Raw genomic sequence first — 18,604 nt, forward strand, 5'->3', positions numbered from 1 at the left:
GAAGGACTTGATACAATCAGTTCTTCCTTTTTTTATTATTTCAAAAATTATGAAAGCTACAATAATCATATTTTTTCTTTTTACAGGAATTATATTCTCACAATCAGTCGATGGGAATATAAATGAATATGTTATAGCAATGAATGAATCAAACAATCGCAATCAAAATCCAAATCACTATATTATTAGTCATAATATAGTCAAAATCGCTCAAATTGGCAATTATAATCAAGCCAATTTAACTATTATCAGTAATAATGCTAATGTAACTGCACAGCAAACTGGTAACAATAACTACATGAATGTCTACAAAAAAGCAGACGAAATAAACCAATCCTATATACAGTCAGGCAACAATAATTATATAAGTGATGTTTCATTATACTCCCGCGGAGATGAACAAATGAAAGTCAATCAGGAAGGCAATAATTTAACGATTTTCAGTACAGGATCAAATTCGATATCCAAAGATATGATCATTAATCAGTCTGGAAATTCGGGTACTATTTACGTATTCAATCGCTAAGATCATGAAAAAGTATCTGAACATAATTGTTGCAGTTTTTTTAATTTTTTTTTCTGAAAACGGATTTTCGCAAACCGTTTACAAAGAGGTAAAAGCGAAAATAGAAGTTAAGGAAATCGAGAATTTGTTGTTTATAACCGGAACTGTAGAAAATTTAAAATCAGAGTTTAAGAATATTTCATATAAGCTAAGTGTATTTAAGAAAAACAAATCAAATTCAAATAAATCAACAAACGCTCAAGACGGAAGAGTAACATTAGAACCCATTCAAAAAGTAGAACTATCTAAAACACAGGTAAATTATACCAAACAGGATGAAGTAATTGTAATGTTATTGATTTATGACGAAAGCAATGCCATAATAGGCAAAGACCGAATTGTTTTTAATGAAGAAACAGAATCAGACGCAGAAAAATCTGTTCCTGTTGATGGTATCGAAATGGTTGGAATCGTGGCCAATGATACCAAAACAAAATTGGGAAATGATTATTATGATATGTTTTACGCTCAATATTCTAAACTAAAAGTTCATACTACTAAAATTGTAACCGTTCAGGAGGAATTGACTTTTGGACGCACAACAAAAATCACAATATTAGTAGACAGTAATATTATAGAGGAGTTTATTTCACGTCCTGATGAAGATTTTTTAAAATACATGGCAGAATCAGCCGCTTCAAAATTATTCAAGTATTTTAAAGATCAGGAAAAGCAAAATAAAATGATTACTCAATATTAAACAATTGAGTGTCTTTTTTCGATAACAATTTAATGTTCAAAATAATAAAAAAGTATCTATATGAAAACTATAGCGTTACTCGTTTGCTTATTTGGTTTTACTACTGTTTCAATAGCACAAAACCTGGCATATAAAGCTGCAAATCCAAATTTTGGAGGCGAAACTTTCAACTATCCCTGGCTGTTAAGTTCGGCGCAGGCCCAGAATGATTACAAGGAAGATAGCAATTCGGCATATAAACAGCAGACCGATTTGGAACGTTTCAAAAGCAATTTGAATAATCAATTACTGAACCGACTTTCAAATTCATTATTCGAAAATCAATTCGGAAGTAGTACAGGTACAGGAAGTGGTACTGGAACGGGCACAGGTACTGGAACAGGCACAGGTACACTTGCTCCCGGAAGTTATGTATTTGGAACTTTATCAGTTGATATTTACCATTCTAATTTAGGATTGGTAGTCGACGTACTGGATACAGAGACCGGCGAACAGACACAAGTAATTTTACCAGGTCAATAGATTTAGTTTTATAGTAGTTAGGTTCATTTAGTATTATAAATAATTGAAAATTATGAATAAAAGTCCCCTTTTTCTATTATTAGTAACTTTCCTGTTCACGGGATGCGGAGCTTATTTTAATCAACCTGTTGGAGTGCAGAAAGCAGTATTTGGAGAAAGTACTCCTGCAACCACTGTATTAGTAGAAATGCCAAAACCAAAAGAACAGGTAGTTGTAGGTGTTTATAAATTTAAAGACCAAACCGGGCAGTATAAACCTACCGAATTGGGAAGTACATTTAGTACTGCTGTTACACAAGGAGCAACATCTATTTTAATAAAAGCTTTGCAAGACTCAAAATGGTTTATACCCATAGAACGTGAAAATTTAGGAAACCTTTTAAATGAAAGAAACATTATTCGTTCAACACGTCAGGAATATGCATCAAAAACAGAAGCCAATGAAGCAGTCTTAACACCTCTTTTATTTGCAGGAGTACTGCTGGAAGGGGGAATTATTTCTTATGATACCAATATTATTACAGGTGGTTTTGGAGCAAGGTATTTTGGCGCTGGGGGGTCAACACAATATAGACAAGATCGCGTAACTGTCTATTTGAGATTGGTATCAACCTCAAACGGAAAAATATTGAATACCGTTTATGTTTCTAAAACTATTTTATCACAAAGTGTCGATGCAAGTTTATTCAGATACGTTAATTTAAACAGACTTTTAGAAGTTGAAACGGGTTTTACCCGAAATGAACCCATTCAGATGGCGGTGACAGAGGCAATCGAAAAAGCGGTTGAAGGACTTATTGTAGACGGAATCAAAGATAAACTTTGGGAGGTAAACGCGCCACAAAAACAAATTGACGATTTTGTTGCGGAATATGATAAGGAGAAAAACGAAGCCGATTTAGCACAATTATATAACCGAAATTTAAGCGAAAACAGAAGAGCCCGATTTGGAATTGAAGCCGTAGGAGGAACAACCCTAATGCAGGGAGATTATCCAAATCCGGAACCTATGCCAATGATAAGAGGAGCCGTGAAGTACTTTTTTTCGCCAACATTTAACCTGAGCGCTTCATCAAATGCTTTTCAGGTAGCAAATAAAAATTATATGGATTATGGTTATCTGTCTTTAGATTTAAATCTGGAATGCATCGTATTGCCCCGGGACGTATTTTCTCCTTTCTTTTTTGCCGGAACAGGATTTGAATTCGATCATCATCGCGAAAATTTTCATACCAAAGTTCAGGCTGGAGCAGGAGTCGAATATCTTGTTTCACCACATGTTGGGCTCAAATTATACGGCGAATTTAATGCTGCTTTTAGCGATAATGTCGATCATAAGATAGCCGGAGTCCGTGACGATTATTTCTATCGGTTTGGTTTAGGAATGACATATTATTTTCCGAAAAATCTTAATTACAAGAAAAAATAGGCAGCCTTTTAATCATTAATTATTAAAGATTAAAGGATTAAGTTCAATATAAGTTTAATAAAATTCAGTCTCAAATGAAAATAGGATTTAAAATTTTGGTATGCTTTATTCTTTTAATTTCTTGCAGTGAAGAACAACTTGACGAAACAGGAACAGGATCAATAAAAGGAAGAGTTGTTGATGTTCGTACCTACACAGGAATCGAAAATGCCCGTGTGTCGTCTAGTCCAACTACAAGCACTGTTTATACAGATAAAGATGGATACTTTAAAATCGATAAAGTGCCAGGTGGTAAATATGCATTTCAGGCTCAAAAAGATGGTTTTATTGCCAGATTTGTACCTGCTACAATTGAAAAAGATATTGAAATTGAAGTTATTTTTGAGTTAGAAGTGTCAACCGCTACTAATAAACCGCCAGAAATTCCCGTGCTTACGGCTCCTGCAGATAATGCTGTTGGTCAGGCTTTAAGTCTTAACCTGACCTGGACTGCTAAAGATCCGGAAGGAGATCCGCTTACTTATACAGTTACCGTGAAAAATGGAACGACAGATGAAGTTAAAACCTATTCTGATCTTAAAACGACAACTTTAAATATTAAAGATTTAAGTTTTAGCACAAAATATTATTGGCAGGTAACTGTCGATGACGGAATTAATAAGCCTATAAATAGCGTGACAAATTCGTTTAGAACATTGGCTTTCCCAAATCCGAGATATATGTATGTTAAAAAGATAAAAAACAACAATGTAATTTTTACAGCAGATGAAGCCGGAAATGAACTCCAATTGTCTTCAGCTGAAGTGAATAGTTACAGACCGAGAAAAAATTTAAGCATCAACAGAATTGCTTATATCAGTTCTGATGGATCTCTAAATCAAATTTTCAGTATGAATCCGGATGGCACAGATGTCAAAAAAATAACAAATTTTGTCCCTATAGCTGGTTTTAATATGGATAATGTTAGTTATGCATGGAGTACAAACGGAAAACAAATTATTTATCCAAATTTTGACAAACTCTACCGTATTGATTCTGACGGATCAGGTTTAGTACAGTTATTTAAAACGCCAAATGGTAAATTTATTTCTGAATGTGAATGGAGCAGGGATGGAAGTCAGATTATCCTAAAAGTAAATGATGTTTCAGGTTACAATGTTGAAATTTATGCAATAAATATGAGCGGAACTGTTTTATACCAAGTGCTTTCAGGAGTAACGGGCGGTGCAAGCGGAATTGATATTTCTGTTGACAATAAACGTGTTGTGTATACCAGAGATGTTTCAGGATTCGAAAATGCAAATTACAGACGATTAGATTCAAGAATATTTATTTACACGGTAGCAACAAATACTTCAGCAGAACTGGCTTCTAATAAAGAAAATGGTTTTAACGATTTAGATGTGAAGTTTTCGCCAAATGAAGCAAAAGTAATTTTTGTGAATACATCGAATGATGGTTTGTCTGCTAAAAATATTCAAACAGTCAGTACAACAGATGATACCACAAGGACTACCTTATTTCAAAATGCTTCAATGCCTGATTGGAAATAATATAAAATAATAAGATTTTCAAAACAATTTAATTCTAAAAAATCGGCAGAGATCAAAAACTGCCGATTTTTTTGTGAATCAAAAACAAAATAAAATCAGGATTTAAGTTAGAATAAAATCTAATTTTAAATTTGGTATAAACCTAAGATTTAAAAAAACTGGTTATCTTTGCACCACATCAACACAAACTAATTTTCATGAGTTCAGATTCTAGCAAAAGGTACGCACAAAGAGGTGTTTCAGCATCAAAAGAAGACGTACACAACGCCATAAAAAATATTGATAAAGGTTTATTTCCGCAGGCATTCTGTAAAATTGTTCCTGATTACTTAACTCAGGATTCAGATCATTGCTTAATTATGCATGCTGACGGAGCTGGTACAAAATCGTCTTTGGCGTATATGTATTGGAAAGAAACCGGAGATATTTCAGTTTGGAAAGGAATAGCTCAGGATGCTTTAATCATGAATATTGATGATTTATTATGTGTTGGGGCAACAGATAATATTTTGCTTTCGTCTACTATCGGAAGAAATAAAAACTTAATTCCTGCTGAAGTTATTTCGGCAATCATCAACGGAACGGAAGAATTAATCAACGAATTAAAATCTTTTGGTGTAACCATTCATTCAACTGGTGGAGAAACTGCAGATGTTGGAGATGTCGTTCGTACCATTATTGTAGATTCTACCGTAACAGCTCGTATGAAACGCAGCGATGTTGTTGATAATGCTAATATTAAAGCGGGCGATGTAATTGTTGGTTTGGCTTCTTTTGGACAGGCAACTTACGAGAAAAGCTATAATGGCGGAATGGGAAGCAACGGATTGACATCTGCGCGTCACGATGTTTTCGGAAAATATTTAGCTAAAAAATATCCGGAAAGTTATGATGCCCTTGTTCCTGAAGAATTAATTTATTCAGGTCAGGTAAACTTAACAGATGAGGTTGAAAACAGCCCAATAAATGCTGGTCAATTGGTACTTTCTCCAACGAGAACTTATGCACCAATTATCAAGAAAATTTTAGATACGTATACTCCAAATGAAATTCACGGAATGGTGCATTGCAGTGGAGGAGCGCAAACTAAAATTTTACATTTCGTTCAGAATTTACGCATTATAAAAGATAATTTATTCCCGGTTCCACCATTGTTCAAGTTAATTCAGGAACAATCAAAAACAGATTGGAAAGAAATGTATCAGGTTTTCAATTGCGGTCACCGTATGGAAATCTATGTTCCTGAAAATATTGCTCAGGATATTATTGCGATTTCAAAATCATTCAATGTTGATGCACAAATTGTGGGTAGAGTAGAAGCGGCTGATGCTAAGAAATTAACAATTACTAGCGAATACGGAACATTTGAATATTAATTTTTAGAGGTACTGAGGTACAAAGGTTTTTTGTAGAGGCGCACAGCAGTGCGTCTAACATTGCGAAAGACGATTTTTTAATATGAACTTATATTACTTATATGGTTTAAAAAAACTTTATTATGTACGAACTACTTTTTTGGAGATATTTAGATGAGATTTATTTGAATCATCACGAAGTTTATGAGGCACTTCTTGAAAAAGAACAAGTTGATGGATTAGAGATTCTTCCTATTGAAGTAATCTTAAACCGAATCGCTTCGATATTCTCTGAATGGGAAAAAGTAGATGAAAACAGCTGGCAAAATACCAAAGGAAAAGGTGCTTTTCAGGTAATTTCAACACCGCAAAGTATTAAAATCGATTGTTACGGAACAGAAGGAAAAACCATGAATAAATTGGTCGACATAATGGAAGAATTCAAATGTCCGCTTTATGATCCGCAGGTTCCGGAGCGTTATGACGAAATGAGTGAATAATTATAAAAAACTGTCCCAATTTAGGGACAGTTTTTATTTATACGCGATTTTATTTTTTTGCCATTTCTGTTATTAATTTAAAAGAACTGGTGCTCCAAAACCTATTTGCTCCAATTTCTGCAGCTGTGTTTTTTTATCGCCTACTACTACATAAATCATCTCACTAACATTTAAATATTTGTCAGAAAGTTTTTGAATCTCCTCAATTGTTATACTTTTTACAATGTTTTCACGCTGTTTAGCATAGTCATTTTGAAAGTTATAATTGCAGATCTCATAAAGCATATTCAGTTTAGCCGACAAAGTTTCAAATGCTCGTGCATTACTTTTAATTAAAAAGTCTTTACTGACATCAAGATCACTCTTGCCGAATTTTTTACCGTATTGCTCCGTTATTTCTTTTATTAAACTAATTGATTCATAAGTTACATTGGATCTCACGCCGCTATCAATAGTAAAAGGACCCTTGTTGTTTGAACCTTGAAACGCAGATCTGATTCCATACGTATATCCTTTTCCTTCTCTTAATTGTTGTGTCAGTTCAGAGGCAAAGCCACCTCCTCCCAAACGGTAATTCATTACTTTGGCAGGATAAAAATCTTTGTCAGTAGCAGCAAGAGCAAGGTATCCTATTCGAATAACAGATTGCTTTGCATCAGGAACATCATAAAAATAAATTTTTGATTTGGCTACTACTCCTTTTGTATTTTCTATTTTAGGAATAACAACATCTTTTGGCTTCCAATTTTCATTTAAGGAATTTAAAGAATTATTCACATCTCTCTCAGAAATGGCACCAACGATTTGAAAATTGGATATAGATGGCGAAATATTCGTTGTATAATAATTTTTCAAATCTTCAATAGTAATATTTGTTACAGAATTTTCGGTTCCAATGAGGTTATTTGATAGAATAGATGTTTCACCGTGAATTAATTTTTTGAACTCATTATCTGCAATATTGCTTGGATTTGCTTTTTGCTTTAGAATTTTACTTAAAGTACTTTGTTTGATCAAATCAAATTCTTTTGCATCCCAACGTGGTGTAAGTACTATTTCCTGAACCAGTTTCATTGTTTCATTGTAGTTTTTTGCCAGGGTATTGCCTGTAATAAAAATAGCTTCATCAGTTACATAAGCGTCAATTACAGCGCCAAGACTTTCGATTGCATTTTCTAATTGTTCAGGTGTTTTGTTTTGTGTTCCTTTTGTCATCAATTGTGCCACCATATTAGAAACGCCTATTTTATTTGCAGTTTCTAAAAGCATTCCGCCCTTAATTTGTAATTGAAACTGAACAAGAGGTACTTCATGGTTTTCAATACCCAAAACGTTTATACCAGATGATAATTTCTTTCTCCAGACCACTGGCAATTTTACATCGGGACTTTGTCCGTATGGAGGCTCTACACTTCTGTCAAAAGCTGAAGGTGTTTTTTTATACGTAGCTGCAATACTGGCATCAAAAGTATCCTCTTTACCGTTAATTATTTTTTCTTCCTCAAGCACAGCTAACTCAGAACCTTCCAAAGCTAAATTCGCCTGACCTTTTGGTACGAAACTCGTAGCTATAAAATATTTTCCTTTTATATATTTATTATAAACCCGCATAACATCTTCAGAAGTTACTGCAAGGATATTTTTTATATCCTGATTAATATAATCTGGCGTTCCCGCAAAAATCTTATATTGGGCCAATTGAAATCCTTTACCCTGAACACTTGCTAAGTTATTGTAAAAAGCGGTTTCCTGTGTGGCTTTAATTCTATTTAAATCTTGTTGTGAAATTCCTTCGGCTTCAAAATTTTTAAACGATTCGTTTATTCCTTTTTGTACTTCATTTAAATTTGTTTTATCAAAAGCGGTAATCTGAACAAAATACTGACCCGCTATTTCAGAATTATATTGAAACATCTCGACATCATCGGTCATTTTTTTGTCTTCTACAAGTGTTTTGTATAGAGGTGCTTTTTTACCTATTGAAAGATAATTGGCCAAAACTTCTAACGCATAACTATCAGGGTGATATTTATAAACAGATGGCCAGGTAATCGTTAATTGCGGTAAACGGGCAAAATTATCCTCATAATAAAGTTTTTTAGTTGCTGTGAGCGTTACAGTCTGCTTCTCCATATTCGGAATATCTATGCCAGGTTTTATTTCACCAAAGTATTTTTCCACCCATTTTTTTGCTTGATTTGTATCAAAATCACCAGCAATGGTTAATGTTACATTATTAGGCACATACCAGCGATTGTAGAAATTTTTTACGTCATCTAGTGTCGCATTTTGTAAATCTTCCAAAGAACCAATAACTTCCCAGCTATACGGATGTGAAGCAGGATATAAATTTTTATCAATTACGGCAAGGGTATTTCCATAAGGTTTATTATCGTGACTCTGTCTTTTTTCATTTTTAACCACTTGTTTTTCTTTGGAAAGAACCGGATCTGTTACTGTATTAATAAAATAACCTAGTTTATCGGCTTCTGCCCAAATCATTTTTTCCAAAGCATCTTTAGGTACCGTTTGATAATAATTCGTACGATCTCTATTTGTTGAACCATTTGCACCAGAGCCACCAATTCGTGCGCTCATTTTATCAAGCCCTCCTTTTCCTAAGTTTTCTGATTCGAGAAAAAGTAAATGTTCAAATAAATGGGCAAATCCGGTACGGCCTGTAGTTTCTCTGGCAGACCCTACATGACACGTCAAAGCAACAGCAACAACCGGATCAGAGCGATCAATATGAAAAATTACATTTAGCCCGTTATCTAATGTAAACTGTTCAAATTCTACCTTAAATTCCTTCGACTGGCTTGTTTTATTCTGATTTTGCGAATAAGAAGAAAATCCAGTAAAAAAAACAAAGAGAAGTATTAAAAATAGATTTGATTTCATGGTTTGGCTTTTGTGGTTTAAACTTGATTTTTTTTTACTTAAAATAAATTGGTTAGTGAATTTTAAAACGAAATTAATGAAATAAAAAGAATAAAATATTGAATGTTAATAAGTTAAATTCTGTTAATTTTTAAGTAAAACTGGCACAACTAACGTTTGTTGTAAAACTTGATTTTTAATTTTTGACATCTTATATGGTTAATGTTTAAAAGAACTTCGTTTCTTTGTATTCGTCCAAAATAGTGTAGATATGAATTTGAATTTTCCGCAAAATTTAGTACTCGAAGACGAAATGGTTTTACTTCGTCCGTTAGAACTTACCGACATCGAAAATCTCTTGGATATTTCCATCAATGAACCAGAAACCTGGAAATATTCTTTAGTGGGAGCAGACGGAAAAGAAAACCTTATTAATTACATTCAATCAGCAATAAAAGCAAGAGACGAAAAAAGAGAATTTCCCTTCATTGTTTTCGATAAAAAATCTCAAAAATACGCTGGTTCAACTCGTTTTTACGATATTCAGCTTTCCTATAAAACGGTACAATTAGGTTACACCTGGTATGGTTCTGCTTTTAGAGGAACTGGTCTTAATAAGCATTGTAAATTTCTATTACTTCAATTTGCTTTCGAAAACCTTGGATTAGAAAGAGTAGAATTCCGCGCCGATAATAACAACGAAAGAAGTATTGCTGCAATGAAAAGTATTGGTTGCAAAGTCGAAGGTGTTTTAAGAAGCCATATGCCAACAGCCAACAGTAAAGTTCGTCGTGACTCTATTGTTTTAAGTATTCTGAGAAACGAATGGTTTGAAGAAGTAAAAGAAAATCTAAAGCGCAAGCTGTAAAAAGAGGCATAGGGTGACCAATATTGTAGTGCTGGACTTTTTGATATTGAATTCTCTAACCATTTTTCAATAATAATCCCTGATCTTTTCTTATTTTCTCGACTAAGTTATCTACATAAGTTTTTATTTTCTGTGGTAATAAATTCCAGTTAGCATCTTTTTTAAAACTTCTGCAATAGTCAAGATCGCATTCGACAGCACGAATTACGTATTTTTTGTTTTTGTAAATAGTAATGATTTTAACGCGACTTATTTCATCATTTTCATTTCTTGTTCCGTAAATAATAATAGGTTCAATATAACCATCTCCGTCAATATCTTTCGTACTGCAATATTTTGTCCAAAACCAGATATTAGTTTCATTTGGTTCTGTAATTTCAAGAAGATCATTTATGCGCCACTTTTCAAGAAAACCTCCGTGATCATTAATTGTGCAAATGGCTTGTATTTTAGTATTTAGCGTATCTTTTTTAGTAATTGTTTTTTGATTTTCGCATAAAAGTAGTTCATAAACGCCGCCTTTATCACTGTATTCAAACGCTTTATAGATTGGAAAGTCTGTCGTACCGTCCAGTTCTCGTTCTATAATTTGTTCTTTTGTAAGTCTGTAACTTTCTACTTTTTGAGCGTAAATAAATGTGGTAGAAAAAAGAAGCAATGTGAAAATATAATTTTTCATGAATGGGATTACATTTTAGTGAATCAAAGATATTTAAAACCTTTTCAGCTCAGTGAAATTTATATTTTTTAAAAAGCATATTTTATTGTATTTTTCTAACCTAAAAATATTGATAAAACGTTTTAGTAAATACCTGATATTGTTTTGTCCAAAAAATAATGATTAAAAAAAAACCGCCCAATGAATAGATTAAATTGTAAAAAGATTCTTTTTGGATTGTCATTTTTAATGCTTGGATGCGTTGCCAATGCTCAGAAAAAAACAACTGAAAAACAAAATTTGATTCAATATGTAGATCCAATGATTGGAACTGCAAAAATGGGACACACTTATCCTGGTGCAACTGTACCTTTTGGAAGCGTACAATTAAGCCCTGAAACAGATACGATTGCTTACGGTTTAAACGGAAAATATAATGGTAATGTCTATAAATATTGTGCAGGATATCAATATGAAGACAAAACAATCGTAGGTTTCAGCCACACTCATTTCAGCGGAACTGGACATTCTGACTTAGGCGACTTTTTAATCATGCCGACAAATGGTAAGTTGCAATTGAATCCAGGAGTAGCTTCAAAACCACATTCCGGATATCGTTCTGCATTTTCTCACACAACCGAAAAAGCGGAGCCGGCGTATTATAGCGTTCTTTTGGAAGATCATAATATTAAAGCAGAACTAACAGCCACAACGCGCGTGGGAATGCATCAATATACTTTTCCAAAGTCAGATGAAGCACATATCATTCTGGATTTAACTTCAGGAATTTACAATTACGATAAAAAGAATGTTTGGACATTTGTTCGCATTGAAAATGATACTTTAATTACCGGATATCACAAACAAATGGCTGGGCAAGAACCAGAACAGTTTATTTTGCGATGTCTTTCAGTAAACCAATTAAGAGTTACGGACAAGCAGCGCAGGAGAAAAGTGTTTATAGAGGTTTTTGGGGAAGATTTGATCAAACCAAAAATTTCCCGGAAATGGCAGGACAAAACTTAAAATTATTTTTTGATTTTAATACTGAAGAAGGTGAAAAAATCAAAATAAAAATGGCCTTATCACCTGTAAGTTCTGCGGGAGCTTTAGAAAATATGAAGAAAGAAGTTCCAGGTTGGGATTTTGAAAAAGTAAAAAAACAAAGTCAGGAAGTGTGGAATAATGAATTGAATAAAATTCAGATTGACGCCATTCAAAAAGAAGATTATGTGAATTTTTATACCGCAATGTACCATGCTTTTTTAGGTCCAACAGAATACATGGATTTAGATGGAAATTACAAAGGTTTGGACATGAATGTTCATAAAGCCGAGAACTTTAAAAATTATACCAGTTATTCGTTGTGGGATACGTATAGGGCTTTGCATCCGTTTTTTAATATTGTTCAGCCAACTAGAAATTCAGATATGGTGAGTTCGATGCTTGCACATTCAGACCAAAGTGTGCATAAAATGCTGCCAATCTGGTCACATTATGCCAATGAAAACTGGTGTATGATTGGGTACCATTCGGTTTCTGTGGTAGCAGATGCAATTGTAAAAGGTAATACTAGTTTCGATCCGGAAAAAGCACTTCAGGCTTGTATTAATACAGCAAAAGTACCCTATTATGACGGATTGGAATATTATATGAAGATTGGTTATGTTCCTGAAGATAAAAATGGTTCTTCGGTTTCAAAAACTTTAGAATATGCATACGATGACTGGGCAATTGCTCAGGCTGCGAAGAAATTAGGTAAAACGGAAATCTATAATGAATTTATTGAAAGATCTAAAAATTATAAAAACGTTTATGATGCAAAAACAGGTTTCATGCGCCCTAAACTAAACGACGGAACTTTCAAAAAAGAATTTGATCCGTTAGATACTCACGGACAAGGTTTTATTGAAGGAAATTCATGGAATTATAGTTTGTACGTACCACAAGATCCTGCAGAAATGATTAAAATGATGGGTGGAAATGACAAATTCAATGTTCGATTAGATTCGTTATTCAACATGCATTTGCCAGACAAATATTTCGAAAATACAGAAGATATTACAAGGGAAGGAATTATTGGAAACTACGTGCATGGAAATGAACCATCTCATCATGTGGTTTATTTGTACAACTGGACAAATTCACCTTGGAAAGCACAGGACAAAATCAGAATGATCCTGAAAAAAATGTATAGAAACGGTGCTGACGGTTTGGGTGGAAATGATGATTTCGGACAAATGAGTGCGTGGTATATCTTTAGCAGTTTAGGATTTTATCCTGTAGCACCTGGTTCTGATGAATACGCATTGGGAAGTCCGTTGGTAAAAAATGCAATTTTTAATTTAGAAAACGGAAAGAAATTTGAAGTTGAAACAGTTAATCAATCCGATAAAAATGTGTTTGTAAGCAAAGTGCTTTTAAACGGAAAAGAACTTTCGAAATCTTTCCTTAAACATGAAAATGTTATGAATGGTGGAAAAATTACATTTTATATGAGCAGTAAACCGAATAAGAAGAATTATCAAAATTAATAAAAAGGCAAACATACGAGAGTTTAAAAAAACTTCACGAAATTTGTACTTCAAAATTTAATAAAATCCATATGAAAATAAATCTAAAATCGGGAATTGACAAATTGCTTTTCGGAATGAAGCAAAACGATGTTACGGCTGCTTTAGGAAAACCGGATAAGAATTATAAAGACGAAGATGATAATGTGATTTTTGTATACAATGCACAAAAAATCAGATTGACATTTTATGAAGAAGAAGACTCAAAATTAGGTTATTTAGTAGCTTCAAGCAATGATTTAGAAGTTTTTGGATTCAAAATAATCGGAAGAAAAATTGCTGATGTAAAGAAAGATTTGGCAACAAAAGGAATTACAAAATATACTCAGGAAACTTTTGATACTTTTGAAAACTATTTTAATGAAGACAACTGGTTTATTCTTCAAACTGAATTTGATGAAGTAGTGAAATTTGAAATTGGTGCGATCATTAATGACAAAGACGAATTTGACTGGAAATTTCCAGTTAAGAAATAAACGCAATATTGTCATCCTGACAAAAAACAAAAAAACCGACAATCACTTGTCGGTTTTTTTATGATGAGTAAAAGAATTATTATCCTTTTAACCAGGCATTTTTAAGTTTCTCTTTTGAGGCATCTGTAGCTTTAAAAGTTTCTGTTTCTTCATATGGTAGTTTCACAGTTCCTTTGATAGTTTGTTCAGCACCAGCACGTTTTATTTTAACTGTAATCGGATCATTTTCTTTCCAGTTTTCGCTTTCTCCAATTAGATCATAAATGTTGTCTAAGTTATATGCTTTATCGTTAATAGAAACAATTCCATCACCAGCTTTAAGATTTAAATTAGTGAAGAACGCATTTAAGTCAATATCAGGACGAACACTTATTGCTTTCGTTGTTTTGTCAACACCAATATATGGAGTTTGCCCTTTAATAAAAATGGATCCTGCTTTTTTCTCAGATGCTTTAGTTACGCCAACTTTTGCCAAATAAAAATCGTAAGGAATTGGAGTTGTTCCGGCTACATATTTAGTCAAAAATTCTCCAACTTCCGGATAAGTCAATTCGGTAATTTTAGCAAAAAGTTCATTGTCGTTAAATGGTTTTTCAACACCATATTCGTTTGATAATTTATGCATTAAATCAAGAATTCCTCTTTCTCCATTACTTTTTTCTCTGATAATAATATCAATACACATTCCAATTAAAGCTCCTTTTTGGTATACATTTAAGTATTGATCTTTATAAGGCTCTTGAAGAACATTTGCACTCATTTTGGTAAAAGACATAGTGTCATTTAATCTTTTAGCCTGCTCAATTTTATCAGCAATACGGGTGTAAAATTCATCTTCATTGATTAAACCCTGATTGATTTGGAAAAGGTTTGCAAAATATTCTGTTACTCCCTCATACATCCATAAATGTTCTGACATTTTTGGATCATTGTAATCAAAAAACTGAATTTCTTTTGAGTGAATAGTTAATGGCGTTACAATATGAAAAAACTCGTGTGAAACCACGTCTTTCATTGATTCCACTAATTTTTCTTTTGGCATCGATTCCGGTAAAACTACCGTTGTTGCCGTTGGATGTTCTAATGCTCCAAATCCATGTGCATCATCTTTGGTCATGCTTGATAAATACAATAAAACAGTGTATTTTTTAGTAGCATTTACTTTTCCTAAAAAGTTTTTCTGAGCCGTCATCATCGTTTTCATTTCCGGCGTAATACTTTCTGCAGTAAATTTTCCTGTCGGAGAATAAACGGCAATCAAAATATCCATTCCATTTACGTTGAATGTAGTATAATCAGGCTTAGAATACATAATTGGATTTTCAACTAAAACAGCGTAACGTGGCGTTGTAAAAACATCGCTTGTTTTGCTCTCGTCAGTATCTGTCATAGAAGTTGCACCCCATAATGTTTCAGGATGCGTAATGGTAACTTTATATGGCACATCTAATTTATCTTGAAAATAACCTACAAAACCATGCGTATTAACCATAAAGTTGATTCCGGCGTTGATGTTAGTTCCAGCTGGAGAAAAAACGTCTCCGCCTCCAAAACCAGCTCCTTTTTCAGTATCAAAAGTGTCTCCAACTAAGTAGGTAATCTTTTTTAATGTTTTTGCATTAGAGATTGACCATGAATTATCATCAATTCTTTTTACAGTCAAAGTGTTTCCTTTAGCATCAAAGGCTTTAAAGTCGTCTGAATATTTTCCATAATTATCTGTAGAATAAGTTCCGGGAACTGTTTTTGGAATACTGTAGATAATTTCGTCCGTTTTAATCGCCGGAGGAGTAACCGTTACCAGTACTTTATCATCTTTCACATCTGTAAGATTAATGTTTACATCTACAGTATTGCTTTTTGCAGCACCTGATGTACTACCCGTTTTACAGCTCCATAGTGTTACAGCAAGGGCTAAGGTGTAAATTATTTTTTTCATTTGTTCGCGTTTAGTTATGTGTATTTGACTTATAAAATAGAAAATTGTTACAGTCCTTAGATAAATATAAAAAAAACTCCTGAAATTCAGGAGTTTTATGCTAATCTAGTTTGTTCTTTATATAATATTTACCATCCAGATCTTCATCAAAATCATCTATTTTAACGGGTTTTGGTTTTGGTTTATTTGCTATAGCCTTCTTTTTCCACATTTCAAATTTTTCAAGCGGCATTTTCTTTTTCATGATTTCCAAAACTTCTTTTTCTGCCAATCCAAATTCTTTTTTAATAATTTCAAATGGATTTCTTTCTTCCAAGGCTAACGAAACAAGTTTTTCTGTTTGTTCCCAGCTCAACTCTTTGCGGTTACTCTTTTTCATCACGTGAAAATTAATTCAAAATAGGGGTTAATGATTAATAGATTGATTTTCAATTTAAGTATCAATATTAATAAAAAAAATAATTAGTTGGTACGATCAGGGATATTTTTTTTAATGATTTTAACTGTTTTTTACAGATCTTGATTTTTGAAACGGAATTTGCAATAAATTTTTCAATTTGTTGTGCTCTTCAGGCATCATATGAGTGTCGACTCCGTAAATTAAATCCTCTTTTGGTAAGGTGGTAAAAGTACCAAAAAGCCGGTCCCAAACAGAAAAAATATTTCCATAATTGCTATCTGTATAAGGCAATACATAATGATGATGAACTTTATGCATATTGGGAGAAACAATAAAATAACTCAGAAAAACATCTAATCTATTTGGTAAAGAAATATTAGCATGATTGAACTGGGAAGCTACGACCGATAAAGATTGATAAAGAAAAACCATCCACATCGGACTTCCCACAATTAAAACGCCTGCAGTGGTAAATAAAAAACGAATTATACTTTCACCAGGGTGATGTCTGTTGGCTGTCGTAGTATCAATCCAGGTATCAGTATGATGAATGAGGTGAAAGCGCCATAGAATTTTTACTTTATGCTGTACAAAATGAGCCAGATAAGCGCCAATTAAATCTAAAAGAAGCAATCCGATAATAGTGTATAACCATATTGGAATTTCGGGTAACCATTCTAATATTCCGAAATGATTTTCTGTTGTCCAGCTGGCGGTTTTAATTAGGATAAAAGCCAAAACAAAATTGACAATAATCGTCGTAAATGTCAGGAAAAAGTTAATTCCGGCGTGATGCCACTTTCGATATTGCATTTGGAATAACGGAAATGTATTTTCGATCAGCCAAAAAATAGTAATCCCTCCAACCAAGATTAAACTGCGGTGAGAAGAGGGAATTGTACTGAAATAAGCAATAATTTCATTCATGGTAATATGCTTTTATTACAATCAATAAAAAAGAGAAAATCAAATATAAATATATCTGATTTTCTCTTAAAATTTTATAATTCAGTAAAAAAATTATGCTTCGTCGTGATTCTGAAGTAATGACTTATAAATAAAACCGGCCACAATTGCTCCTAAAATTGGTGCTACCCAAAATAACCAAACCTGAGATAATGGTTCTCCACCAACAAAAATAGCTTGTGATAATGATCTTGCAGGATTTACAGAAGTATTAGTAATTGGAATACTTATTAAGTGAATTAAAGTTAAACCTAATCCGATAGCAATGCCGGCAAATCTTCCGTTTGCAAATTTATCGGTTGCTCCTAAAATTATCAATAAGAAAAACAAGGTTAGTACGAACTCAGCAATAAAAGCAGATTGCAGCGAATATCCATCTGGAGAAAATGCCCCAAAACCATTAGATGCAAATGCTCCAGCCTTAGTATTGTCAATAACAAAACCAGCTTTTCCTAGTGCAATCGTGTATAAAGTGCCTGCTGCTGCAATTGCTCCAATACACTGTGCAATGATGTATGGAATTAAATCTTTTGCCGGAAATCTTCCACCAGCCCACAAACCAAAAGAAACCGCAGGATTAAAATGTCCACCCGATATATGTCCAACAGCGTAAGCCATCGTTAATACAGTTAAACCAAAAGCTAAAGCAACTCCTGCAAATCCAATTCCTAATTCAGGAATTCCAGCGGCGAAAATGGCGCTTCCGCAACCTCCAAATACCAGCCAATAGGTTCCGAAAAATTCTGCAAATAATTTTTTCATAATAAAAATAATTTAATGGTTAATGTTAGAATGTATATTGGTAAGCCCAATAAATTAAAACAATTTGTAAGGGCAAACGTACAAATAAAATCCATTTTGGCAAGCCGAAACTAGCTTTTTTATCTTGAAACATGAATAGGTTTGCAGGAAATATAGCTATTAGCAATGCTATAATTCCCCATGCAGCAAATTTTTTTGAAAAAGGAAAAAGTACAAGAATGCCTAAAAGTATTTCGGCAACTCCACTTAAAGTATTTATCAATTTGGGATTTTTAAAAAAAGGTGGAATGATTCTGATATACATTCCCGGTTTTCTAAAATGATTAATTCCAGCAACTATATACAGAAAAGCCATTAAATATAAATGCCAGGGTAAGTTCATGATATCGTATTGTTTATCACGAATTTATAAAAAAATTAACAATTATAACATTACAAGAAGCTTTTTTTTAATACTA

16 protein-coding genes and 1 pseudogene are annotated in these 18,604 nt (G+C 33.2%); 10 read left to right on the forward strand and 7 right to left on the reverse strand.

The features are described 5' to 3' along the window. Positions 1-49: 49 nt before the first annotated feature. The 7 genes from AC1RRN_RS00950 to AC1RRN_RS00980 all read left to right on the forward strand — a co-directional run bounded on the left by AC1RRN_RS00950 (position 50) and on the right by AC1RRN_RS00980 (position 6,624). Entirely contained in the window at positions 50-526 is a 477-nt protein-coding gene (locus AC1RRN_RS00950) for a hypothetical protein (protein WP_492965472.1), read from the forward strand. A 4-nt stretch (positions 527-530) separates the two neighbouring features. Next, the gene (locus tag AC1RRN_RS00955) at positions 531-1,265 is read left to right on the forward strand and encodes a CsgE family curli-type amyloid fiber assembly protein (RefSeq protein ID WP_492965473.1); all 735 of its coding nucleotides are present in this window, start codon (positions 531-533) and stop codon (positions 1,263-1,265) included. Between the two features lie 60 nt (positions 1,266-1,325). Further along, positions 1,326-1,787, forward strand: a complete 462-nt coding sequence (locus AC1RRN_RS00960) for a curli assembly protein CsgF (RefSeq protein ID WP_492965474.1) — start codon at positions 1,326-1,328, stop codon at positions 1,785-1,787. 52 nt (positions 1,788-1,839) lie between these two features. Next, complete coding sequence (locus tag AC1RRN_RS00965; protein WP_492965475.1) at positions 1,840-3,216, forward strand: CsgG/HfaB family protein; 1,377 nt, start codon at positions 1,840-1,842, stop codon at positions 3,214-3,216. A 74-nt stretch (positions 3,217-3,290) separates the two neighbouring features. Continuing rightward, complete coding sequence (locus AC1RRN_RS00970; protein WP_492965476.1) at positions 3,291-4,769, forward strand: carboxypeptidase-like regulatory domain-containing protein; 1,479 nt, start codon at positions 3,291-3,293, stop codon at positions 4,767-4,769. Between the two features lie 197 nt (positions 4,770-4,966). Further along, positions 4,967-6,145: an AIR synthase related protein gene (locus tag AC1RRN_RS00975; RefSeq protein ID WP_492965477.1), complete on the forward strand. Its 1,179-nt coding sequence runs from the start codon at positions 4,967-4,969 to the stop codon at positions 6,143-6,145. Between the two features lie 122 nt (positions 6,146-6,267). Next, on the forward strand, positions 6,268-6,624 hold the full coding sequence (locus tag AC1RRN_RS00980) for a hypothetical protein (RefSeq protein WP_492965478.1): 357 nt from the start codon (positions 6,268-6,270) through the stop codon (positions 6,622-6,624). A gap of 72 nt (positions 6,625-6,696) precedes the next feature. Here the strand turns inward: AC1RRN_RS00980 and AC1RRN_RS00985 are convergent, their stop codons facing one another. Next, positions 6,697-9,525 (reverse strand): M16 family metallopeptidase, encoded by a 2,829-nt coding sequence (locus AC1RRN_RS00985; protein WP_492965479.1) that lies wholly within the window; start codon positions 9,523-9,525, stop codon positions 6,697-6,699. Between the two features lie 250 nt (positions 9,526-9,775). Here AC1RRN_RS00985 and AC1RRN_RS00990 point away from each other — a divergent pair, with 250 nt between their 5' ends. Then, positions 9,776-10,372, forward strand: a complete 597-nt coding sequence (locus AC1RRN_RS00990; RefSeq protein ID WP_492965480.1) for a GNAT family N-acetyltransferase — start codon at positions 9,776-9,778, stop codon at positions 10,370-10,372. A 55-nt stretch (positions 10,373-10,427) separates the two neighbouring features. Here AC1RRN_RS00990 and AC1RRN_RS00995 read toward each other — a convergent pair whose 3' ends face one another. Beyond that, the gene (locus tag AC1RRN_RS00995; RefSeq protein WP_492965481.1) at positions 10,428-11,051 is read right to left on the reverse strand and encodes a M949_RS01915 family surface polysaccharide biosynthesis protein; all 624 of its coding nucleotides are present in this window, start codon (positions 11,049-11,051) and stop codon (positions 10,428-10,430) included. Between the two features lie 228 nt (positions 11,052-11,279). Between AC1RRN_RS00995 and AC1RRN_RS01000 the strand changes: the two are divergent. Further along, positions 11,280-13,564 (forward strand): annotated as a pseudogene (locus AC1RRN_RS01000) (GH92 family glycosyl hydrolase). A gap of 71 nt (positions 13,565-13,635) precedes the next feature. Then, positions 13,636-14,079: a hypothetical protein gene (locus tag AC1RRN_RS01005; protein ID WP_492965482.1), complete on the forward strand. Its 444-nt coding sequence runs from the start codon at positions 13,636-13,638 to the stop codon at positions 14,077-14,079. A gap of 79 nt (positions 14,080-14,158) precedes the next feature. Here the strand turns inward: AC1RRN_RS01005 and AC1RRN_RS01010 are convergent, their stop codons facing one another. The 5 genes from AC1RRN_RS01010 to AC1RRN_RS01030 all read right to left on the reverse strand — a co-directional run bounded on the left by AC1RRN_RS01010 (position 14,159) and on the right by AC1RRN_RS01030 (position 18,528). Beyond that, complete coding sequence (locus tag AC1RRN_RS01010) at positions 14,159-16,018, reverse strand: M61 family metallopeptidase (RefSeq protein ID WP_492965484.1); 1,860 nt, start codon at positions 16,016-16,018, stop codon at positions 14,159-14,161. Between the two features lie 100 nt (positions 16,019-16,118). Further along, a complete protein-coding gene (locus AC1RRN_RS01015) occupies positions 16,119-16,397 on the reverse strand; it encodes a DUF2805 domain-containing protein (protein ID WP_042563191.1) in 279 nt (92 codons plus the stop codon). A gap of 120 nt (positions 16,398-16,517) precedes the next feature. After that, positions 16,518-17,345 (reverse strand): sterol desaturase family protein, encoded by an 828-nt coding sequence (locus AC1RRN_RS01020; protein WP_492965485.1) that lies wholly within the window; start codon positions 17,343-17,345, stop codon positions 16,518-16,520. Between the two features lie 93 nt (positions 17,346-17,438). Beyond that, the gene (aqpZ, locus tag AC1RRN_RS01025; RefSeq protein ID WP_492965486.1) at positions 17,439-18,146 is read right to left on the reverse strand and encodes an aquaporin Z; all 708 of its coding nucleotides are present in this window, start codon (positions 18,144-18,146) and stop codon (positions 17,439-17,441) included. Between the two features lie 25 nt (positions 18,147-18,171). After that, complete coding sequence (locus AC1RRN_RS01030; RefSeq protein ID WP_492965487.1) at positions 18,172-18,528, reverse strand: DoxX family protein; 357 nt, start codon at positions 18,526-18,528, stop codon at positions 18,172-18,174. Positions 18,529-18,604: the final 76 nt, after the last annotated feature.

The organism is Flavobacterium sp. GW821-FHT11G01 (assembly GCF_058808175.1).